The organism is Actinacidiphila sp. bgisy167 (genome assembly GCF_057707665.1).
In genome coordinates this window covers 1-21890 of sequence record NZ_JBYIQP010000070.1, presented here as the reverse complement: position 1 = coordinate 21890, position 21890 = coordinate 1, and the positions used below count along the sequence as shown (strand labels likewise).

Genomic DNA, 21890 nt, shown 5'->3' with positions numbered 1-21890 from the left:
TAAGGTCACGGACCCGCCGTCGCAGGAAGGTGGCCGGCCACCCAGTCACGCGCCAGGTGCGCCACTTCGTCGAGTGCTCCCGGCTCCTCGAAGAGGTGGGTCGCGCCGGGCACCACATGGAGCAGGCTGGGGCAGTTCAACGCCTCCTGCGCACGCCGGTTCAGCTCGAGGACGGTGGTGTCCCGGCCGCCGACGATGAGCAGGCTCGGCGCCCTGACCTCGCCGAGGCGCGGCATGGCGAGGTCGGGGCGGCCTCCCCGGGACACCACCGAGGAGACGTACGGGGCGGCCCGGGAGTCGGCGGCGGCCCAGAGCGCTGCGGCGGCGCCCGTACTGGCCCCGAAGTAGGCGAGTGGCAGATTCTCCCCGCGGGCCCATTCGGTGACGTCGACCAGGCGCCCGGCGAGGAGCTCGATGTCGAACACATTGCTCCGGTCCGACTCCTCCTCGGGAGTGAGGAGGTCGAACAGAAGGGTACCGAGGCCGGCCTGGTTGAGGGCGGCGGCCACGGCCCGGTTGCGCGGGCTGTGCCGGCTGCTGCCGGCGCCGTGAGCGAAGACCACCAGGGCCCGCGCGTCAGCGGGCGCGGTCAGCGTCCCGGGGAGCCGCACCCCGGGCGCACCGCCGACGGCCAGGTCCACCTCGGTGGTCCGGGGGCCTCGTGCGGCGGCCTGCTTGAGCAGCCCGGAGACCTCGTCGTCGGCGGTCTGGGAGAAGTCGTGGTACCACTCCCCCACCGCGTAGAAGGATCTCGGCGCCGACAGGCACACCACGTCGTCGGCGGCGTGCCGCAGCGCCGGCAGCGCCTGCGGTGAGGCCACGGGCACGGCGAGCACGACCCGAGCGGCGCCCGCGGCCCGGGCCACCTCGCAGGCGGCGAGGGCGGTGGCGCCGGTGGCCGCACCGTCGTCGACGAGGACCACCGTACGGCCGTCCAGCGGGATGCGCGGGCGTCCCTCGCGGAAGCGGTGCGCCTGCCGGGTCAGTTCGGCCTCTTCGCGGCGCTCGACGCTGTCGATGTCGGCGCGGGAGACACGGCTCATGCGGACGATGTCGTCGCTGACCACCTTGGCGCCGCCCTCGCCGATGGCACCGAAGCCCAGCTCCCGGTGGTAGGGGACGCCGAGCTTGCGGACGACGATCACATCCAGTGGGGCGTGCAGGGCCTGTGCCACCTCGTAGGCGACGACCACGCCGCCGCGCGGCAGGCCGAGCACGATGGGGTTGTCCAGGTCCAGATGCCGCAGCCGCTCAGCGAGCTGCCGTCCGGCATCCGCGCGGTTAGTGAAGTGCATGGTTCCACCCCCGCTTGCGGGGATATGCGGGACTGCTTACGGCCTCCTTTGAACGGCCTACCCTGAATAGGGACCAGCAAGCAACCGGCAGGGACCGCGCGATGCCCGTGCTCGTGGGAACCTCGGGATGGCAGTACCGCGACTGGCGTGGCGTGCTGTACCCGCCCGAGGTGCCGCAGCGCCTGTGGCTGGCGGAGTACACGCGTCGTTTCGGCACCGTCGAGAGCAACAACGCGTTCTACCGGCTGCCGTCCCGGGAGACCTTCGCGGCCTGGCGCGCACAGACGCCCGAGGGCTTCGTGATGGCGGTCAAGGCCAGCCGCTACCTCACCCACATGAAGCGGCTGCGCGACCCTGAGGAGCCGGTGCGGAGGATGCTGGCGCACGCGGAAGGGCTCGGCGACCGGCTGGGCCCGGTGCTGCTGCAGCTGCCGCCGAATCTGCGGGCCGACGCCCGCGCCCTGGAGGCGTGTCTGCGCTGCTTCCCGGCGGAGGTGCGGGTGGCCGTGGAGCCGCGGCACGCCACCTGGTGGACCCCCGAGATCCGCGCGCTGCTCAGGCGGCGTGGCGCCGCCCTGTGCTGGGCCGACCGGCGGGCGCGTCCGGCGACACCGTTGTGGCGCACAGCGGACTGGGGCTACGTACGCTTCCATGAGGGCATCGCCCGGCCGTGGCCGCGCTACGGCTCCCGGGCGCTGACCACCTGGGCGCACCGCATCGCGGACACCTGGCCGGAGGGCTCCGACGTGTACGTGTACTTCAACAACGACCCGGGCGGGGCGGCCGTGCTGGACGCCGACGCCTTTCGCGACGCCGTCAGCGGGGTGCGGCGGTCGTGATCCGGAGACGGGTCGTGGTCTCGGGTGACGTCCAGGGGGTCTACTTCCGGGACACCTGCCGTGTGACGGCGGCCGAGGCCGGTGTCACCGGATGGGTCCGCAACCGGCCGGACGGCACCGTCGAGGCGGTCTTCGAGGGCCCGCCCGAGGCGGTGGACCAGATGGTGGCCTGGGCGCGCGAAGGGTCGCCGCTGTCGATCGTGGACGGTGTGGAAATCGTCGAGGAGGAGCCGGAGGGGCTCGCCGTCTTCGAGATCCGCCCCACACCGTGGCGCGACTGAGGCACCGCGTGCTGCCACGTGACGCAGGAAGGCGCCCGGACTCGACGTTCCGGGCTCCGGTCCCCGCGGATTGGCACGGCGCCGTCGTCACTCAAGGCGCCGCAGGCCCTCCAGGCCGACCGGCCGCAGGTACTCGCGCACGAAGGACCGCTCCCACCAGGCTCCCGTGGCACGAAGGGTGCGCCAGTCGGTGAAGCGGTAGTGGTGGAGACGGGCGCGGACATAGGTGGGCGGGGCGTCGGGGAAGGGGTTGCCGCGCAGCAGCCGGAGCGTCTGGGGGTCGTTCGTCAGGAGCTTGCCGACGAACGGGATGAACCAGTCCCACGCGTAGGCCGGTGAGATCCCGGCGAACCACATCATCCAGTCCAGCCGAAGGTGGTAGGGGGCGAACTGGCGGGGCAGCCGGTGCAGGTCGGTGGGCTTGCCCTTGAAGGCGTACTCCTTCCACACGGCATCGGGCCCGGGCTCGGCGGCGTCGGTGCCCTCGACGACGACCTCCAGGCGCATCCGGTTGATGCTGCCGAAGGCGCCGTAGGAGTTCACCAGGTGCAGCCGGTTGAAGGAGACGTTCATCATCTGCCCGCGGGAGAGCATGTTGCGGACGGGCCAGTAGCTCAGAACCGCGACCAGGACGGTGACGGCGATCACCAGGGCCGCGTACCAGTCGGGCGGGGGGACGAAGGCCGCGGGCGGCGGCGCGGCCGCGTACGAGCCGTCGAGCGCGGCGACGGCGAGGAGGATCGTCAGCCAGTTCAGCCACGCGAAGTTGCCCGAGAGCACGAGCCACAGCTGGGTGGCGATGATGACGCAGGCGGCGAGGCTCGCCACCGGCTGCGGCGCGAACAGGGCGAAGGGCACGACCAGTTGGGCGAAGTGGTTGGCGGCCGTCTCGGCCTTGTGCGCCCGGCGCGGCAGGTGGTGGAAGAACCAGCTCAGCGGGCCGGGCATGGGCTGCGTCTCGTGGTGGTAGTGCAGGCAGGTCAGATCGCGCCAGCAGGGGTCGCCGCGCATCTTGATCAAGCCGGCGCCGAACTCGACGCGGAAGAGCAGCCAGCGCATCAGCCACAGGATCAGCACGGGCGGGCCGGTGTCGTCGTTGCCGAGGAAGACGGCCAGGAAGCCGGCCTCCAGCAGCAGGGACTCCCAGCCGAACGCGTACCAGGTCTGGCCCACGTTGACGATCGACAGGTAGAGCAGCCACACCACCAGCCAGATCAGCATGGCGGCCCAGAGCGGCACGAGGTCGGTGGCACCCGCGACGACGGCGGCGGAGAGCACGACGCCGCCCCATGCGGCGGCGGCGAAGAGGCGGTCGGAGTAGCGGAGGTGGAACAGGCTGGGTGAGTGGCGGAACGGCACGCGCCGCAGGAAGGCCGGGACGGGCAGCAGCCCGTGCTCACCGAGGAGGGCGCGGTACTGGTTGGCGGCGGTGAGGAAGGCGACCAGGTAGAGAACGCCCAGCCCGCGCTGGATGACGACGCGGCTCAACCATTGATCGGGTGCCGTGAGCCACTCCATGGGCGCTTCTCCAGTGCCCCGCCGCCGTGGGCGCGTCCTGGTGGCGCTCCGGCGGGCGGGGTTCGTCCGAGGCGGCGCGGGGGCGCCCTGTCACGAGGGCCGGCCGCGAGGGGGCCGGCTACGAGTGGTCGGCCACGAGGGAGAGCAGTCCGCCCTCGGGGTCGCGGATGCCGGCGACCCTGCCATAGGCGCCGTCCAGGGGTTCGCCGGTCACCTCGCCACCGAGGTCCTTGGCGCGCAGCACGGCCTCGTCGACGTCGGCGACGGTGAAGAAGACGTGCCACCGCGGCCGGACCTTGGGGTCGGCCGCCGCCTCGACGCCGCCGCCGCTGATGCCCGCGACGCTGTGCCCGTCGACGTAGAGGACGACGCGGTCGTTCTCCCACTCGACGACGTAACGGGGACCGCGCCGGTCCCAGTGGAAGACCTCGCCGTAGAACAGGGCCGCGGCGAAGGCGTCGCGGGTGCGCAGCTCGATCCAGGAGGGGGCGCCGTGCATCCGCAGCTTGCGGGCGGGGCCCTGCTCGCCCTCCCAGATGCCGAAGGAGGCGCCCATGGAGTCGGCGACCAGGGCCAGCCTCCCGGCGTCGAAGTCGAGCGGGCCGACGGCGACGGTGCCGCCGCGGTCGCGGATGTCGGAGGCGGTGGCGTCGGCGCTCTCCACGCCGAAGTACGTGGTCCAGGACACCGAGGTCTCCCAGTCCCGCGCGATGGCCCCGATGCCGGCCACCTCCGTGCCGTTGACCAGAGCACGCTCGTACGGGCCCCAGCGCGAGGGCCCGGGTTCGAACTCCCATCCGAGCAGTGGTCCGTAGAACGCCTTCGCCACGTCCAGGTCGCGTGCCATCAGGCTGACCCAGCACGGGGCGCCCGCCACACAGCAGATCTTCGTGGTGGACACGTACCGGCCTCCTTGTCCTTCCCCGCTCCCAGAATGGCGGCACCGGCTCCGAGAGGCATCTTCGGCGGCCCGTCGTGCGTACCGGGGGGCGGGCGGCCCACCCCGGCCCGGCGGCTCGGATCGCCGCAGGCCGGACCGGGCGGGTCAGTGCCCGAACAGGTGGAGGCCCCGGCGGCGGGACGGGGTCGCCGGGGTCTTGTTCGTGGCCGTCTCGTCGCCGGTCCTGGCGGCGGGGCGGGCGGGGGTGGTGTCCGGCGCGTGCTCGGCCGTGCGGGCCTGGCGGCGCAGTCGCCGCAGCTCCGTGCGGCGGCTGCGGGCCCGCCCCGCCCCGGCCAGGGCGATGACCGCAGCCAGGCAGAACACCAGGGCGAGCGCGAGACCGGCGAGGAAGGCGCCGAGGGTGTCCACGGTGGCGACGTCCGAGCCGAACAGCGTCACGGTGTAGTCGGGACCGCCTCCGAAGTTCTCCGCGATCAGGAGTCCGGTGAAAGCGGCGACGGCGGCCATGAGCACGAGTCCCAGCAGCAGCATCATGTCCTCCTCTGGGTACAGGCGTGTACGGGGACCCGGGGTGCACGAGCCCCTCCCGCTCCGCCTACCCCGGGCACGGTCACGGATGCGTCCGGCCCCCCTTGCGCAGGAAGTGCCGCAGCCGGGTGAGCGGCCAGGCGTTGACGACGTCGTCCTCTGTGAGCCAGCCCCGTTGGGCGGTGCCGACGCCGTAGCGCATGAAACCCAGGTGGACGGTGGAGTGCGCGTCGCTGTCGACGGCGAACCTCACTCCGTGCCGGCGTGCCCGCAGGATCATCTCGTCGCCGAGGTCGAGCCGGTCCGGCTGGGCGTTGACCTCCAACGCGGTGCCGGTGCGGGCGCAAGCGGCGAAGACCTCGTCGAAGTCGGCGTCGACGCCCGGGCGCCGGCCCAGCAGCCGGGTGGTGGGGTGGCCGATGATGTTGACGTACGGGTTCTCGGCGGCGCGCACCAGGCGCCGGGTGAGGGCGGCCGGGTCCTGGTGGAAGTGCGAGTGGATCGAGGCGACGCACAGGTCGAAACCGGCCAGGAACTCGTCCGGCCAGTCCACGCCCCCGTCGGGGTCGATGTTGAGTTCGGTGCCGTGCAGGACGCGCATGCCCCGGTACGCGCGGTCCAGGCGGCGGGCCTGCTCGCGCTGGGCGAGGATCTTGCCCTCGGTCATGCGCTGCATGTACAGGTTCGGCGCGTGATCGGTGACCGCGCAGTAGGCGTAGCCGCGCGCGGCCGCCGCAGCCACCATCTCCTCCAGTCCCGCGAGGCCGTCGGTCAGGTCGGTGTGGGTGTGCAGATCACCGCGGACGGCGCGCAGCTCGAGCGGCTCGGGGAGCTCCCCGGCCAGTCCCGCCTGGATCTCGCCCCGGTCCTCGCGCAAGGTGGGCGGTATCCAGGGCAGGCCCAGCCGGGCGTAGACCTCCTCCTCGGTCCGGGAGACGAGCCGATCGCCGCTCCCGGTGTCGAAGAGCCCGTACTCGGACAGCTTCAGGCCGCGGTGGACGGCCATCTCGCGGATGCGGATGTTGTGGGCCTTGGAGCCGGTGAAGTACTGCAGCGCCGCGCCCCAGGAATCGGGCGGCACCACCCGCAGGTCGACCTGGAGGCCCTTGGTAGTGCGGATCGAGGTCTTCTTCGCGCCCCGCACGATGACCTCGGCGGTGGCCGGCATCCGGGTGAACGCCTCCATGAACGGTCCCGACCGCTCGGCGGCGACGAGGACGTCGACGTCGCCGACGGTCTCCCGTATGCGGCGCAGCGAGCCGGCGTAGGCGCAGCGCTCGCAGCCGGCGAGGGCGGAGAGCTCCGCGACGACCTCCTCGGCGACCTGCATGGCGACGTTCAGCGGGACCCTGCCGCCGGAGGACTGCATCAGGCCGATGCCGTGCAGCAGATTCTCCTCGGTGCGGGCGCCGAAGCCGGGCAGGCCGCGCAGGCGCCCCTGGTGGATGGCGTCGGCGAGCTCCCGCACCGAGGCGATGTGCAGCTCCCGGTAGAGCATCATGGCCCGCTTGGGGCCGAGCGTCGGGACGGCGGTCAGCTCCCGCACACCCGCGGGGATGCGCGCGCGCAGTTCCTCGACCGCGGGGACGGTGCCGGTGCGCAGGTACTCGGTGACCTTCTCGGCCACGGACTTCCCCACGTTGGGGATCTTGCGCAGCTCCTTCTCGTCGAGCCGTGAGACGTCCTCGGGGTGGCCGCCGACGGCGCGGGCGGCCTTCTCGTAGGCGCGCGCCTTGTACGCGTCCCCGCCGGTGATCTGGATGAGGTCGGCGTACTCGCGGAGCAGGGCTTCGACCTCCTCGTTGGCCCTCGCCATGCGGGGCCCCTTCCCGCGCCGCGCCTGGACTAACGCCGCGGGCGGTCCTCCCCTCGCGGCGGTGCGGGCGATGAGGCACCGTGGAGAGGCGGCGCACCACCTGTCCCACCGATCAGGGAGGCCCCATGAGCGACCACACCTACCGGGTGACCGAGATCGTCGGCTCGTCCAGCGAGGGCCTGGACGCCGCCATCCGCAACGGGCTCAGCCGGGCCTCGGAGACCCTGCGCAACCTCGACTGGTTCGAGGTCACGCAGATCCGCGGCCACTTCGAGGACGGGCGGGTCGGTCACTACCAGGTCGGGCTGAAGGTCGGTTTCAGGCTCGAGGAGACCGGCTGATCCGCGCGAGACGCCGGCTGCGCAGGGCGACTGTCATACCCGTCGGGCAGCATGGGCCTCACCGGTGCCGGCACCGGTGAGGCCCACGACGACGGAGGCACTCCATGGTCGCGTTCCAGATCACGATCGACTGCGCGGATCCGCAGGCGCAGGCGCGCTTCTGGGCGGACGCGTTGCGCTACCGGCTGGAGGACGCGCCGGAGGGCTTCGCCACCTGGCGGGAGTACTGGCTCTCCGTCGGTGTGCCGGCGAGCGAGCTCGGCGACGGGGACTGCTGCGACTCCATCGTGGACCCGGAGGGCGGCGGGCCGCGGATCTGGTTCCAGCAGGTGCCCGAGGGCAAGGCGGTCAAGAACCGGCTCCACTTCGACGTCGCGGTGAGCGGTGGGCGAGCCGAGACACCACTGGAGATACGCAGGGAGCGGGTCGAGGCCGAGGCCGGCCGGCTGGTCGCGGCGGGCGCCTCGAGGCTGCGCGTCCTCGCCGAACCGGGCGTGGACCACTACGGGGTGGTGATGCGCGACCCGGAGGGCAACGAGTTCTGCGTCGCGTGACCTCGAGGCCGGCCTACCGACCCGGCGCCACGAGGCGGCCGACGACGCCGGACGCGTCCGACGCGGCCTCGCGCACGGCGTTCCCTCACCGGCCCGCAGCACCACCGCGCGCACGGCGACGCCGCATATGCCGGGCCGTCAGCCCCGCGGCGACCAGCACGACGGCGATCAGGGCGTACAGCTGGAAACGGGCGAGCCAGGCGTACAGGGTGCCGATACGCGTACCGGCCGCGAAGGCGAGCCCGGCCCAGACGCCGACCCAGAGGACCGCGCCGAGGGTGTTGAAGAGCAGGAAGCGCCACCAGCCCATGCCCGCGGTGCCGGCGATGATCCCGTTGGTCTGGCGCAGCCCGTCGACGAAGCGGGCGAAGAGCACGACGAGTTCGCCGCGACGGGCGAAGAACTCCTCGCCGCGCGCGAAGCGTTCGGGGGTGAGTAGGACATACCGGCCCCAGCGGTGGACCAGGGCGCGGCCGCCGCTGCGGCCGATGAGGTAGCCCAGGCAGTCGCCGGCGACGGCCGCGGCGACGGCGAGTGCGACGACGCCCGCGATGTCCATCCGCCCGGTGCCCGAGTACGCCGCCGCGACGACGAGCACGGTCTGGCCGGGCACGGGGATGCCGCCGTTGTCGAGCAGGACGAGGAGGGCGACCGCCAGGTAGCCCCAGTGGTCCAGCAGCGGGGCCAGGTCCGCGAGGGGGCCGGGGAGGGGCGGCGGGACGGCGGCCGGTGGCATGCGCTCAGCCCGCGGCCGGGGCGCGGGGGCCTTCGGGGAGTGTGAGGTTGTCGCCGGTGGCCGGGTCGAAGATCTGGACCTGGGCGGTGTCCAGCCACAGCCGCAGGCGTTCACCCTCGCGGGCCCGGGTCCTGGCGGAGAGCCTGGCGACGACCTCGGGCCCGCCCGCGCCGGTGTCGGCGAGGCCGGAGTCCGCGGCGAGTTCGGCCAGCTGCTCCGCGACGGCGGCCCCGCCCTCCTGCGCGATGTGGACGTAGACGTCGGAGCCGAGGGACTCGCGGACGTCGACGGTGACGGTGAGGGTGGCGCCGCCGCGGTCCGGGTCGACCAACTCCGCGTCCTCGAAGTGCTCGGGGCGCAGACCGGCGATGACCTCGCGCGGAGCGTCACGGCGGGCCAGGACGGCGCGCAGGCGGTCGTCGAGCGGCAGGTCGCCGAGCGGGGTGCGCAGCCGCCGCTCCTCCACCGCGGCGGGCAGGAAGTTCATCGCGGGAGACCCGATGAAGCCGGCGACGAAGAGGTTGCGGGGCCGGTCGTAGAGCTCCTGCGGCGAGCCGGTCTGCTGGACGACGCCGCCGCGCATCACGACGACACGGTCGCCGAGGGTCATGGCCTCGGTCTGGTCGTGCGTGACGTACACGGTGGTGGTGCCCAGGCGCCGCTGCAACCGGGCGATCTGGGTGCGCATCTGGACCCGCAGCTTGGCGTCGAGGTTGGACAGCGGCTCGTCCATCAGGAAGGCCTTGGGCTCGCGGACGATGGCGCGGCCCATCGCGACGCGCTGGCGCTGACCGCCGGAGAGGTTGGCGGGCCTGCGGTCGAGGTGGCCGGTGAGGTCGAGGACCCGGGCCGCCTCCTCGACCTTCTCGCGGATGACGGCCTTGTCCGCGCCGGCCAGCCGCAGGGCGAAGCCCATGTTCTGGCGGACGGTCATGTGCGGGTAGAGGGCGTAGCTCTGGAAGACCATGGCGATGTCGCGGTCCTTGGGGGCCTTGTCGTTGACGACCTGGCCGCCGATCCGGAGGGTGCCCTCGGTGATGTCCTCCAGTCCGGCGATCATGTTCAGGGTGGTGGACTTGCCGCAGCCGGAGGGCCCCACGAGGATCACGAACTCTCCGTCCGCGATGGCGAGGCTGACGTCGCGGACGGCCACCGCGCCGTCGGGGTAGCGCTTGGTGACGCCCTCGAGGGTGATCTCGGCCATGTGCGGTCCTTCAGCCCTTCACTGCGCCGGAGGTCAGTCCGGCCACGATACGCCGCTGGAACAGCAGCACGAAGACGACGATGGGGATGGTGATGACCACCGCGGCCGCAGCGATCGAACCGGTGGGCTGCTGGAACTGGGAGCTGCCGGTGAAGAAGGCGATCGCCGCCGGGACGGTGCGCGCCGCGGTGGTGGAGGTCAGCGAGATCGCGAAGAGGAAGTCGTTCCAGCAGAAGATGAAGACCAGGATCGCCGTGGTGAACACCCCGGGCGCCGCGAGCGGTGCGATGACCAGCCGGAAGGCCTGGGCCGGAGTGGCCCCGTCGACCTTGGCGGCCTTCTCCAGGTCCCAGGGGATCTCGCGGAAGAACGCCGACAGGGTGTAGATCGCCAGCGGCAGCGAGAAGGTCATGTACGGGATGATCAGGCCGGCCCAGGTGTCGAACAGCCCGAGGAAGCGCTCGATCTCGAACAGCGGCGACACCAGGGAGATGGGCGGGAACATCGCGATCAGCAGCGAGGTGCCGATCAGCAGGCGCTTGCCGGGGAAGCGCAGCCTGGCCACGGCGTAGGCGGCCATCGTGCCCAGGGTGACGGCGACGACGGTGGAGATCAGCGCGATCCCGATGGAGTTGACCAGCGCGCGGGTGAACTCGGAGGTCGCGAAGATGCCCCGGTAGTTCTCCAGCGTCCATCTGCGGGGGACGAAGCTCCCGTCGGAGAGCGTCGCGGGGTCCTTGAAGGACAGGGCGACGATCCACCACACCGGGAACAGCGCGTAAAGCACCACGACGGTGTTGACGGCGCTCCAGCCGGCGATCCGCCGCCGCTGCGCCGGGCTCGTGTTCATCGTCCCGTGTCCTCCGATCCGGGGGCGGCCGTGCCGAACAGCTTGATGAAGGAGAAGGCGATGACCGCCACGCACAGGAAGATCAGTACGGAGATCGCCGAGCCGATGCCGAGGTTCAGCGCCGTGAAGAGGTTGTCGTAGCCGAGGATCGACACGGAGCCCGTGCCGTGGGAACCCTGGGTGAGCACATAGATGTTGTCGAAGATCCGGAACGCGTCGAGGGTTCGGAACAGCAGCGCCACCAGGATGGCGGGTTTCATCAGCGGCAGCGTCACCAGTCGGAAGCGCTGCCACCTGGTGGCGCCGTCGACCATGGCCGCGCGCAGGGTCTCCTCCGGCACCAGGGCCAGCCCCGCGAGCAGCAGCAGCGCCATGAAGGGCGTGGTCTTCCACACCTCGGCCAGGATGATCAGTCCGATGGCCTTCCAGTGGTCGGTCAGCGGGGCCTCGCCCGCCGCGTCGACGAGGTAGCCGATCCCGGGGGTCCAGGCGTACTGCCAGGAGAAGGCCGCGACGACGGTCACGATGCCGTACGGCAGGAGGACCGCGGTACGCACCCCGGAGCGGCCGAGGACCGCGCGGTGCATGACGACGGCCAGGCCCATGCCGAGCGCCAGTTCCACCGCGACGGAGACGACGGTGATCAGGCAGGTCACCTGGAAGGCCTCCCACCAGAACCCGGAGCTCAGGACCGCGGCGTAGTTGTCCAGTCCGACGAACCGGGCCAGTTGCGGGAAGCGCAGGTCGTAGCGGTGCAGGGAGAGGTAGACGGCGTAGAGCACGGGGTAGGCGGTCACGGCGAGCATGACGAGCACGGCGGGGGCGCAGAGCAGCCACCCGAGGCGGCGCTCCTGCCGGGCGCCCTGCGACAGCCGCGTCACGGCACCAGCCCCTTGGACTGCAGGGCGTCCTCGATCTGCCCCCACAGGTCCCGGACGGAGGCCACCGGACGGATCTCGTCGGGTGGTGACAGGGTGTGGGAGATCGCGATGGACAGGTTCTGGTAGGCGGGGGTCTGCGGGCGCAGGGCGGCGTTCTCCAGCTCGGCGAGGACGTCCTGGGCGAAGGGGTAGCTGCGCTTCACCTGGGGGTCGTCGTAGAGGGACCGCAGGGTCGGCGGCAGGCCGCCCCGCAGCGCGGCGGCCAGCTGGTTGTCCCGGTCGCGCAGACACAGCGCCGCCTCGAAGGCGAGCTCGGGCCGGCGGCTGTGGGCGCTGACGGCGAGGTCGATTCCGCCGATGGTGACCCGTGCGGGGCGGTCGGCGTCGACCCGGGGGTAGCGGGCCCACCGCAGGTGCCGGAACAGCCGCGGGTTGTCCGCCTTCATCGCCGGATACACGAAGGGGTAGTTGACCTGGAAGGCCGCGGTGCCGGCCTCCATGGCGAGCCGGTTCTGGTCCTCCATCTGGTTGGGCAGGGAGGGGTCGGCGGCGGGCGAGACGGCCAGGTCGCGCATGATGCCCGCGGCCCGCACGGCGGGCGGGCCGAGCGAGGGCGCGGTCGCGTCGGCGTCGAGGATCGACCCGCCGGCGCTGGCGACGAGCGTGTTGAACCAGACGGTGAGCCCCTCGTACTGGGCGCCCTGCACTTCGATCCGATGGGGTCTGCCGGCCTTCGCCAGGGCGCGGGCGGTCTCCAGCATCCCCGCCCATGTCGTGGGGGGCTCCGGCACGAGGTCGGCGCGGTACCACAGCAGCTGGACGTTGGTGTTGTACGGGACGGCGTACAGGCGGTCCTTCCAGGTGGCCGTGCGCAACGGGGCGGCCAGGGTGTCCCGGGCGGCCTCGGCGCGCCGGGCGCCCGTCCACGGGCGGATCCAGCCGGCCTCGGCGAATTCCGGGGCCCAGGTGACGTCGAGGCCGAGGATGTCGAGCGCGGGGTCGCGTGCGGCCAGTCGGCGCACGAGCTGCTGCCGCTGGCCGTCGGCCGTCCGGGGAAGTTTGTGATAACGGATGGCATAGCGTCCGCCGGAGGCGCGGCTGCACCGGTCGGCGGCCCGCTGCAGCGCACCGGAGTCGTCGGGGAAGTTGTACCAGTCGAGCGTCGCCCGTCCCGTCGTCCGGGTCCCGCCGCCGCAGGCGACCGCGACGGCCGCGAGGACGAGCACCGCGGCAAGGGCCCTCGAGCGCCGCACCCTGCACGCCATAGGCACCTCGCTCCCCTGCGACCCTGCTCGGGCACACTCCGGCCCCGGACCATCAAGCCCGCCGGGGGGACGCCGACGGCGTCTCAGAAGCGTGTCGGAGCCCGGTATTCACGCGGTCGGCGCAACCGCCCCGCCGAGAGCTGTACGGGGTGCGGTGCGCTCGCCCGTGGCCGTGGTGCTCCCGTACGCCGTCGCCGGTACGGCTGCGCCGGGCGTCCGTCCACGGGCGGCGTCCGGCGTGTGGTCGGCGCGGTGGAGCCTGGGGCTGAAGGTCCTGGCGTTCCGGTGACCTGTCACTTCATCCGGGCGGAGGGGTTCGTGGCCGAGGTGGCGTCCGGCGCGTGCTCCTCGTCCTCGCCGTTCCCGCCCCGTCCGGCGGGGCACCGGTACGCGTGCGGGGGACCTGGGCCGGGCCGCCGTCGGCGGGCGGAGCCGGGACGCGGGCGCGGCGGAAGCGGGCGGCTGTTCACGGTGGGGTAGCCGAAAGCGTCGACGCGTTGTCCGCCGGCCTGGCGCTGCCGACGGCTTCGGCTGCCGGATCGCGACCCAGGTCGCGGAGGGCGCTGAGCAGGCGTGGGCGGAGGGTGCCGGGAGAGCCGGGACCGTACGGGCGCTGCCGGACGGCATCGAACGGCTGCGGGGCGAGCCGGACCCGAGAGGCGCCCGCTGTGGCCGGCGGGCGGCAGCCGGTCACCGCAGCGCCGCGCTCACGGACGCCGCTGCTCGGCCGGATGCGCCGTCAGGCCGCCGCCGCGACCGCCCGACTGCGTCCCGGGTCCCCCGGTGGGACCGGTTCCGGGCGAGACGATCGGTGATCATGCCCCATGCTGGGGGCATGGACCCGTTGAACGTGTGCGTCGCCGGGGCGACCGGCCGGACCGGGGAGGCGGTCGCGCGCGCCGTCCTGGACTCCGCGGACCTGCGGCTGCGGACGGCCGTGGCCCGGTCGGCGGCCGGCGCGGATCTCGGGGTGGTGTGGGGCGGTCCTGATCTCGGGGTACCGGTCTTCAGCACGGTCGACGACGCGCTCGACGATGTGGACGTGCTGATCGACTACACCTCGCACACCGCGGTCGGGCGTCACGTGCGGACCGCCGTGATGCGCGGGGTGCACGTCGTGGTCGGCTCGTCCGGGCTGTCCGGCGCCGACTACGAGGAGATCGCCGCGCTGGCCGAGGAGCGCGGGGTCGGCGTGGTGGCCGCGGCGAACTTCTCACTGACCGCGGCGGTGGCGCAGGCGGCCGCCCGGCTGGCGACCCGGTACCTGCCCCACTGGGAGATCATCGACTACGCCTCCGCGACCGAACCGGGCGCCCCCAGCGGCACCGCACGCGAACTCGCCGAACTGATGGGCTCCGTACACCGCCCCGAGTACGCCGTGGACCCGGAACACACGGCCGGGCACCCGCAGGCCCGAGGCGCCTCGATCGCAGGCACACAGGTGCACTCGCTGCGCCTGCCGGGCTACCAGCTCGCCGTGGAGGCGCAGTTCGGGCTGCCGGACGAGCGTCTGGTCATCCGGCACGAGGCGGGTGCCTCCCCGGTCCCGTACGTCGCGGGAACCCTGCTCGCCGCTCGCGCGGCCTTGGCACACCGGGGTCTGCTGCGCGGTCTTGACGCTCTGTTGCTCGGCGGCGACTGACCTTCCGACGACTCGTGGCACTGCGTCACTTCCTTGGCCACGCTGTCGCCCGGACGCTCCGCTCGACGGGCGGCGGTTGACCGCCGGACGTACGACTGGAACCCAGGGGCGGCGGCGACCGCCGCCCGCCACGCGTCCGAAGGAAGGACCTCCATGCGAACCAGTCTGATGCGCCGCACGGCTCTCGGCGTCGCGACCGGACTTCTTGCCACCGGCCTCCTGGCCGCCTCGACCGGCAGCGCTGTCGCCACGCCTGGCACCGACGACGGCAGGAACGGCTCCCACAGCAACGGCAGTGACGACTACGGCAACGACGACAACGGATACGGCGGGGACAACGGCTACGGCGGGGGCAACGGGGACAGCGGTTACGGCGACAGCGGCCGCGGCGGCGGAGGCGGCGGTGGTGGCGGAGGCGGTGACAACGGCGGCTACGGCGACAGCGGCAACGGCCGCGGTGGCAACGGCGGCAGCGGTTCCGACTGGGACGGCAACGGCCGCGGGGGCAACGGCGGGAACGGCGGCTACGGCGACAGCGACAACGGCCACGGGGACAACGGCGGGAACGGCGGCTACGGCGACAGCGGCAACGGCCGCGGTGGCAACGGCGGCAGCGGTTCCGACTGGGACGGCAACGGCCGTGGGGACAACGGCGGGAACGGCCGCGGGGGCAACGGCGGGAACGGCGGCTACGGCGACAACGGCCGCGGGGGCAACGGCGGGAACGGCGGGAACGGCGACAGCGACAACGGCCGCGGCGGCGGTTCCGACTGGGACTACGACGATGGCGACGACAACGGCCGCGACAACGGAAACGGCAACGGCGAAAAGAACAACGGCAAGGGAGGAAAGGGCGGCAAGGGAGGAAAGGGAGACAACGGCGACAAGGCGACCTACAAGGACAAGGACGACGACAACGGGAAGGGCAGCAGCAAGGGCGGCAAGGGAGGAAAGAGCAGCAAGGGCAAGAGCGACAAGGGAGGAAAGGGCGGCAAGGGCCACGACAAGGGCCATGACAAGAAGCACAAGAAGCACCACAAGAAGCAGTGCAACAAGCACGGGTACCGGTTCAGCTTCAGCTACAAGTACAGCTATGGCGGCGGCAAGGGGTTCGGCAAGGGCGTCCACGCCCTCGCCCCCGGCAAGGGCCACCACAGCTTCGGCTTCGCGTTCGGCGACAAGTTCGCCCGCGGTTACGGAGGTCTGTACGACCACGGTGTGATGAACGTGCTGATCTGACGCGGGGCTGCCCGCCGGGTACGACGAGGGCCGGGAGGAACGTTGTGTTCCTCCCGGCCCCGCGTATGCGACGGCTGAACGCCTCAGTTGAGGTCGGCTGCCTTGATGTAGCCGCTTTCGACCAGAACCTTCTTGTAGTTGGACTTGTCGACGCCGACCGGGTCGAGGAGGTACGCCGGCACGATCTTGTTGCCGTTGTCGTTCGTCTCGGTGTCGTTGACCTCGGGCCGCTTGTTGGTGATCAGGTCCTCGGCCATCTTTGCCGCGACGGCGGCGAGCTTGCGGGTGTCCTTGTAGACCGTCATGGACTGATCGCCCTTGATGATCTCCCGCACCGACTCGATCTCGGCGTCCTGACCGGTGATGATCGGCATCGGCTTGGCGCTGGTGCCGTAGCCCTTGCCCTTGAGGGCCTTGATGACGCCGCGCGCGATGCCGTCGTTGGGGGCGAGGACGGCGTCCACGGTCGAGCTGCCCTTGTAGTAGTCCTTCAGCCGGGTCTCCATCGTCTCGGCGGCGACTTCCCCGTCCCACTTGAAGATGGTGACCTGGCTCAGCCGGGTCTGGTCGCTCTTGACGACCAGCTGACCGTCCTTGATGTATTCGTACAGCGTGTCCATGGCGCCCTTGAAGAAGCCCTGGACGTTGTTGTCGTTGGCGTCGCCGGCGAACAGCTCGATGTTGTAGGGGCCGGCGTTGCCGCCCTTCTTCAGCCCGAGCTTGTCGATGATGTACTTGGCCTGGAGCTGCCCGACCCGGTAGTTGTTGAAGCTCGCGTAGTAGTCGACGTTGCTGGAGCCCAGCAGCAGACGGTCGTAGGCGATGACCTTGACGCCGGCGCGGGCCGCCTTCTGCAGCGCGTCGCCCAGCTCGAATCCGTCGACGGCACCGATGATCAGGACCTTGTCGCCCCGGGCGATCATGTCCTCGACCTGGTCGACCTGCTTGTCGACGCTGTCGGCCGCGTACTGGAGGTCGGTCGCGTACCCCTGGTCCTTGAACAGCTTGACCATGCTTTCGCCTTCGTTGATCCACCGGGTCTGCGCCCGGGTGGGGAGGGCGATGCCCACGGTGACCTGACCCCCCTGCCCCGAGTCGTTGCTGCAGCCAGTGGCCGCGACCGTCAGGGAGAGCGCGAGGACCACCAGGGTCGAGGTGCGCAGTCTGGCAGATCCGCCAGCGTGCATGGGACTCAGTTCCTTTCGGGCCGAACAAAGGTGTGCTCTCATCGCCCACCCCCGAGAGCGACAGTGTTCGGGCCCGACACGGAGTTCCGCTACAGCCCAGCGATCCGCCGGAGCCCGGTGAACTGCTGATGCGTCAGGCCCGAGGAGTGCTGTGGGAGGCTGACGGCGGCACGCCGCGCTCCCGGTCCCGATGAGGTCCGTGACCACCGGACGCCACCTGGATGGATACCTCGAAGTTGGATCCGGACGATAGCACAGCCACTCGCACCGATGTTCAGCCGACCGGCGCTGCGTTCGGGCTCGCCAGGGTGTCACTGCCGGGCACCGGCTGGGAGGCATCGTCACCCAGTGCGACGATCCGGTTACCGGCGTCGACGTGCACCACGCGCGGCCGCAATTCGCGGGCCTCCGCGTCGTCCACCTGCGCATAGCTGATCAGGATGACCATGTCGCCGGGGTGCACCAGATGGGCGGCCGCGCCGTTGATGCCGATCACTCCCGAGCCGCGGCGGCCCTCGATGACATACGTCTCCAGCCGGGCGCCGTTGGTGATGTCAACGATGTGGACCAGCTCGCCGGGCAGCAGGTCGGCGGCGTCCATCAGATCGCGGTCCACGGTGACGGACCCGACGTAGTGCAGATCCGCCTCCGTCACGGTGGCACGATGGATCTTGGACTTGAACATTGTACGCATCATGGAGGCACTCCTGGACATCGGCTCCCTGCCTGCTTTCTTGCAGGTCAAGGGCGGCTGCCTACCCTACAACGAGTCGCAAGTTCAGGCAGTATTCCCCAGCTGTCCCAGGACGCTGACCATGTGCACCACGGCACGGCCCGCGTGAGGCAGCCGCCTCGGCCGATACCCGGGCACTGCGACCGCTGGTCGACCCGCGCCGCTCCGGGCCGGCCATGGTCGCCGACGCGCATGGCGTGGTCGCGCGCCGCGTGGAGACGATCGGACAGCACCCGCCGTTGTGCGGAGCATCGACGAGGCAACAAGCACTCGTGTACCCAGCGGCCCGCGCCGGCCACGGCACACGACAACTGCGGGCAGCGGTCGACCAGGCGTTGCGCCTGCTCGACTGAGCCCCGGCACGGCGCCCGGCGGTTCTCCCGCGAGCAGTGATCGGCGGGTGTCCTCGTGTACTCCATCACCGGGTGCGCTGGTGCCGTCACCTGGTTTCAGCCGTGGTGAGGTGGCGGATGCGTCAGGCCCTTCCCATAGATCGGCGTCCAGGAAGCGAGCAGCCCTGGTGATGCTCCCCCGGCATCGAGCGGACGTCCAGATCGATCTCGGCCAGTCAGATCGCCGGCAGGGAGTCGGCTGCCCTCAACCCATCGCCGTACTCAGCCATTCGGAGTGATCGCCCGATTGACCGCACGGGTCTCGAGCCTTAGCGTGTCCACGCCAACGGACCTCGTCGGCAGCGTCTGCCGGGGGAGCACCGGCTTGTCGCGCACTCTACGAGGGAGTCACCTTGCAGAGATCACGAAGAATGACGGTCGCAAGCGCCGTGGCCGGGGTCGCCGCACTGGCGCTGATCACCACGGGTACGGCCGCCGCGCCACCCTCCTACGCCACATCGCAAACGCCCCGGGCCGCGACGGTCACCCACGCACCACCCGGTGCCACATCGACGCCGGGCGGCGCCCGGCAGGTGCAACTCGTCACCGGCGACCGGGTGAGTCTCGACAGCACGGGAAAGGTGTCGGGCTTCTTACCGGCTCCCGGCCGGGAAGCCGTTCCGTTCCATATCCACACGGGTGGCGGGCACACCTATGTGTTCCCCTCCGACGTGGGCGGCCTCATCGCTACGGGCACACTGGACCAGCGGCTCTTCGACGTCGCCGAACTGAGCAGACCCGAGTACCGCCGGTTGGCCGGCGACGGGCTCCCGCTGATCGTCACGTACTCCGGAACGCGCCCCGAGGCGAGGAAGCAGCTGAGCGCGGACCCGGACGCACGGGTACGGGCGAAGCTCGACACCGTCAACGGGGACGCGCTGACCGTCAGCCAGGAGGGCGCGGCCGCCCTCTGGGGATCCCTCACCGACACCTCGGACGCCCGGGCACGGCTCGCCTCGGGCGTACGGACCATCAGCCTGGACGGCAGGGCCCAGGCCTCACTCGACGTCAGCACGAAGCAGATCGGCGCACCGACGGCATGGGCGGCCGGATATGACGGAACCGGTGTCAAGGTGGCCGTCGTCGACACCGGCATCGACACCGGGCATCAGGATCTCGCGGAGAACGTCGTCGCGGAGAAGAACTTCACCAGCTCGCCCGACGCCAAGGACCACTACGGGCACGGCACCCACGTCGCCTCGATCATCGCCGGCTCCGGCGCACAGTCCGACGGCCGGTACCGGGGAGTGGCGCCGGGCGCCGAGCTGATCAACGTGAAGGTGCTCGACGACTTCGGGGGCGGTTTCGACTCCGAGATCATCGAGGGCATGGAGTGGGCCGTCGACCAGGGTGCCGCGGTCGTCAACATGTCACTGGGCAGCGCTGACGAACCGGGCGTGGACGTCCTGGAAGAGGCGGTGAACCGGCTCTCCGACCGGGCACTCTTCGTCGTCGCGGCCGGGAACTCGGGACCCGAGGCATCCACCCTCGGCAGCCCGGGCACCGCCGACGCGGCGCTCACGGTGGGCGCGGTGGACAAGACGGACGCACTGGCGGACTTCTCCTCACGTGGTCCGCGCGTCGACAGCGGTGCGCTCAAACCCGATCTGACCGCGCCGGGCGTGGGCATCGCGGCGGCCGGCGCCGCGGGCAGCCTCCTGGAGACCGCGCCCGAGACCGGGCACCCGGCGCCTGGCTACTTCTCGCTCGACGGCACGTCCATGGCCGCACCGCATGTCGCCGGAGCCGCGGCGATGCTCGCACAGCAGCACCCCGACTGGAAGGGCGCCGAGATCAAGGCGGCACTCGTCGGGTCCGCCAAGCCTCTCCCGTACCGCGTCTCGGAGACCGGCAGCGGACGGGTGGACGTCGCGGCCGCGATCGGGCAGGTGGTCGTCGCGGAGCCGGTGTCACTCGACTTCGGGACCCAGGCCTGGCCCCACGACGACGGCGAGGGCCCGATCACCAAAGCCGTCACCTACCGCAACACCGGCACCACCGATGTGACCCTCGACCTGGCGGTGAGCGGCACAGGCCCGACGGGCGCCCCCGCCCCCGACGGCTTCTTCGCCCTCGGCGCGCAGCGTCTCACCGTGCCCGCGGGCGGCACCGCCTCCGCTGACATCACCGCGGACACCGCCAAGGCCGGCACCGACTACGGCGTCTACGACCTCGCCCTCACCGCGACCGGTGCGGGCCGACCCGTCCGCACCGTCGGAGCGGTGAACTACGAACCCCCCATGTACGACCTGTCCTTCGAGGCCTTCCACCGCGATGGCGGCCGGCCGGCCTGGCACGAATGGTCGGGCTATGTGTACGACTTCGACACCGGCGAGTTCCTGGAGTGGATCAAGGGCGACGACGGCCGGCAGACGGTGCGGCTTCCCGAGGGCACCTACGCCGTCGTCGGTGATGTCTGGCCGGAGGATTCTCGCAGCGACGACTGGTTCTCGGCGCCGAAACTGACGTTGGACAAGGACACCAAGCTCGCCTTCGACGCCCGTCTCACCAAGCCGGTCGACGTCACCGTGCCCGATCCGGACGCCACCCTCATGACCGGAAACATCACCGTCGTCACCACGTCCGGCGGCGCCACGAACTCCACCCGGCTCGGCCTCTACGACTGGGAACTGGGCACCGGGACCATGCAGATCGGGCCGTCCCTGCGTCGCGACGAAGTGACGTCGTACCTCCACGAACAGTGGAACTCGCCCAAGGGCGAATACCAGGTCGCCCACACGCTCAAGGGACGCGTCTACACGGGGCACACCCAGCACGTGAAGCAGTCGGATCTCGCCAAGGTGCTCTACCGGGTGGGATCCGCGGGAGCCACCGGGGGGTGGGCGAAGCACCAGACGCTTCCGGCCCTCGCCCGTGAGACCGGTTTCGTGTACGTCAACCTGCCCACCACCCTGACGGCCTACGTCCAGGGCGGATACGGCTGGCACCACACGGCCGAGATCTACGGCGGCGGCTGGATCCAGAACGACCTCACCTCAGCGGACGAGACCTTCACAGCGGGACGCACCTACCACCGGGACATCAACATCGGCGTGTTCGGGCCGAAGGCTGGCACCGGCTTCGGACTGGTCCGCGACGGTGACACCCTCACCGGCCTCATCAGCCCGTTCTCCGACGGCGCCGGTAACACCGGTGCCGGCAGGTACAACCCGGACACCGCCTCGACCACGCTCTACCGCGACGGAAAGGTGTACGCCACAGCAGCGGACATGGTGGACTTCGCGACCTTCACTCTGCCCCCGGGCAAGGCCCAGTACCGGCTGGTCACCACCGTCGGCCGGGACGCGGAGCCGGGAGGCGCGAACGTGAGCACCCGGGTCACGGCCGAGTACTCCTTCACCTCCGCACGCACCAAGGGCGCCGTGGCGGTTCCCACCACCGCGATCCGCTACAGCCCCACGCTCAGCACCGACTCCACCGCAGTCGGCGGCAGCACACTGAAGGTCCCCGTCACCGTCGAAGGATCAGCGGCCGGGCGCCACCTCAAGGCGCTCCGGGTGTACGCCTCGTTCGACTCGGGGTCCACATGGTCCCGGGTGACGGTGAAACAGGACGAGGTCACCGTCCACAACCCGCCGGCCGGCGGCTCCGTCTCCTTCAAGGCGGAGGTCGAGGACAAGAGCGGCAACAAGACGGTTCAGACGATCATCGACGCCTACCGCACCAC

The 21890-nt window shown here is 71.4% G+C and carries 19 protein-coding genes; 7 read left to right on the top strand and 12 right to left on the bottom strand.

From position 1 onward, the window contains the following. Window positions 1-5: 5 nt before the first annotated feature. Complete coding sequence (locus tag AC3ET4_RS23445; protein WP_431952558.1) at window positions 6-1295, bottom strand: alpha/beta family hydrolase; 1290 nt, start codon at window positions 1293-1295, stop codon at window positions 6-8. Window positions 1296-1396: 101 nt separating this feature from the next. Between AC3ET4_RS23445 and AC3ET4_RS23440 the strand changes: the two genes are divergently transcribed. Continuing rightward, window positions 1397-2134 (top strand): DUF72 domain-containing protein, encoded by a 738-nt coding sequence (locus tag AC3ET4_RS23440; protein ID WP_431952556.1) that lies wholly within the window; start codon window positions 1397-1399, stop codon window positions 2132-2134. Beyond that, on the top strand, window positions 2131-2415 hold the full coding sequence (locus AC3ET4_RS23435) for an acylphosphatase (RefSeq protein WP_431952554.1): 285 nt from the start codon (window positions 2131-2133) through the stop codon (window positions 2413-2415). The genes AC3ET4_RS23440 and AC3ET4_RS23435 overlap by 4 nt, the downstream gene beginning before the upstream one ends. A gap of 87 nt (window positions 2416-2502) precedes the next feature. On the opposite strand, the gene AC3ET4_RS23430 is transcribed toward AC3ET4_RS23435, so the two are convergent. The 4 genes from AC3ET4_RS23430 to polX all read right to left on the bottom strand — a co-directional run bounded on the left by AC3ET4_RS23430 (window position 2503) and on the right by polX (window position 7178). Next, window positions 2503-3933: a lipase maturation factor family protein gene (locus AC3ET4_RS23430; protein ID WP_431952553.1), complete on the bottom strand. Its 1431-nt coding sequence runs from the start codon at window positions 3931-3933 to the stop codon at window positions 2503-2505. 118 nt (window positions 3934-4051) lie between these two features. After that, complete coding sequence (locus AC3ET4_RS23425; RefSeq protein ID WP_431952551.1) at window positions 4052-4834, bottom strand: VOC family protein; 783 nt, start codon at window positions 4832-4834, stop codon at window positions 4052-4054. 144 nt (window positions 4835-4978) lie between these two features. Next, window positions 4979-5368, bottom strand: coding sequence for a hypothetical protein (locus AC3ET4_RS23420; RefSeq protein ID WP_431952549.1), 390 nt, complete (start codon window positions 5366-5368; stop codon window positions 4979-4981). Between the two features lie 76 nt (window positions 5369-5444). Further along, entirely contained in the window at window positions 5445-7178 is a 1734-nt protein-coding gene (gene polX, locus AC3ET4_RS23415; protein ID WP_431952547.1) for a DNA polymerase/3'-5' exonuclease PolX, read from the bottom strand. A gap of 125 nt (window positions 7179-7303) precedes the next feature. Here polX and AC3ET4_RS23410 point away from each other — a divergent pair, with 125 nt between their 5' ends. Together AC3ET4_RS23410 and AC3ET4_RS23405 are read left to right on the top strand one after the other, a co-directional pair. Then, window positions 7304-7519, top strand: coding sequence for a dodecin (locus AC3ET4_RS23410; protein WP_431952545.1), 216 nt, complete (start codon window positions 7304-7306; stop codon window positions 7517-7519). Window positions 7520-7623: 104 nt separating this feature from the next. Beyond that, entirely contained in the window at window positions 7624-8073 is a 450-nt protein-coding gene (locus AC3ET4_RS23405) for a VOC family protein (protein WP_431952543.1), read from the top strand. Between the two features lie 85 nt (window positions 8074-8158). On the opposite strand, the gene AC3ET4_RS23400 is transcribed toward AC3ET4_RS23405, so the two are convergent. Genes AC3ET4_RS23400 through AC3ET4_RS23380 form a run of 5 tightly spaced genes read right to left on the bottom strand, consistent with a single transcriptional unit; the run spans window position 8159 to window position 12997 of the window. Continuing rightward, complete coding sequence (locus tag AC3ET4_RS23400; protein WP_431952541.1) at window positions 8159-8809, bottom strand: DedA family protein; 651 nt, start codon at window positions 8807-8809, stop codon at window positions 8159-8161. A 4-nt stretch (window positions 8810-8813) separates the two neighbouring features. After that, entirely contained in the window at window positions 8814-10013 is a 1200-nt protein-coding gene (locus AC3ET4_RS23395) for an ABC transporter ATP-binding protein (protein ID WP_431952539.1), read from the bottom strand. 10 nt (window positions 10014-10023) lie between these two features. Then, complete coding sequence (locus AC3ET4_RS23390) at window positions 10024-10863, bottom strand: carbohydrate ABC transporter permease (RefSeq protein WP_431952537.1); 840 nt, start codon at window positions 10861-10863, stop codon at window positions 10024-10026. Next, a complete protein-coding gene (locus AC3ET4_RS23385; protein WP_431952535.1) occupies window positions 10860-11744 on the bottom strand; it encodes a carbohydrate ABC transporter permease in 885 nt (294 codons plus the stop codon). The genes AC3ET4_RS23390 and AC3ET4_RS23385 overlap by 4 nt, the downstream gene beginning before the upstream one ends. Then, window positions 11741-12997: an ABC transporter substrate-binding protein gene (locus AC3ET4_RS23380; protein ID WP_431952533.1), complete on the bottom strand. Its 1257-nt coding sequence runs from the start codon at window positions 12995-12997 to the stop codon at window positions 11741-11743. Before AC3ET4_RS23380 ends, AC3ET4_RS23385 begins: the two co-directional genes overlap by 4 nt. Before the next feature lie 847 nt (window positions 12998-13844). Between AC3ET4_RS23380 and dapB the strand changes: the two genes are divergently transcribed. Both dapB and AC3ET4_RS23370 read left to right on the top strand, forming a co-directional pair. Continuing rightward, window positions 13845-14651, top strand: a complete 807-nt coding sequence (dapB, locus tag AC3ET4_RS23375; protein WP_431952531.1) for a 4-hydroxy-tetrahydrodipicolinate reductase — start codon at window positions 13845-13847, stop codon at window positions 14649-14651. A gap of 153 nt (window positions 14652-14804) precedes the next feature. Next, on the top strand, window positions 14805-15890 hold the full coding sequence (locus AC3ET4_RS23370) for a hypothetical protein (protein WP_431952529.1): 1086 nt from the start codon (window positions 14805-14807) through the stop codon (window positions 15888-15890). Between the two features lie 83 nt (window positions 15891-15973). On the opposite strand, the gene chvE is transcribed toward AC3ET4_RS23370, so the two are convergent. After that, window positions 15974-17077: a multiple monosaccharide ABC transporter substrate-binding protein gene (chvE, locus tag AC3ET4_RS23365; protein ID WP_431952527.1), complete on the bottom strand. Its 1104-nt coding sequence runs from the start codon at window positions 17075-17077 to the stop codon at window positions 15974-15976. A gap of 274 nt (window positions 17078-17351) precedes the next feature. Further along, on the bottom strand, window positions 17352-17774 hold the full coding sequence (panD, locus tag AC3ET4_RS23360) for an aspartate 1-decarboxylase (RefSeq protein WP_431952525.1): 423 nt from the start codon (window positions 17772-17774) through the stop codon (window positions 17352-17354). Between the two features lie 799 nt (window positions 17775-18573). Between panD and AC3ET4_RS23355 the strand changes: the two genes are divergently transcribed. Next, window positions 18574-21890 (top strand): S8 family peptidase (locus AC3ET4_RS23355; RefSeq protein WP_431952523.1); only part of this gene is annotated, 3317 nt, incomplete at its 3' end.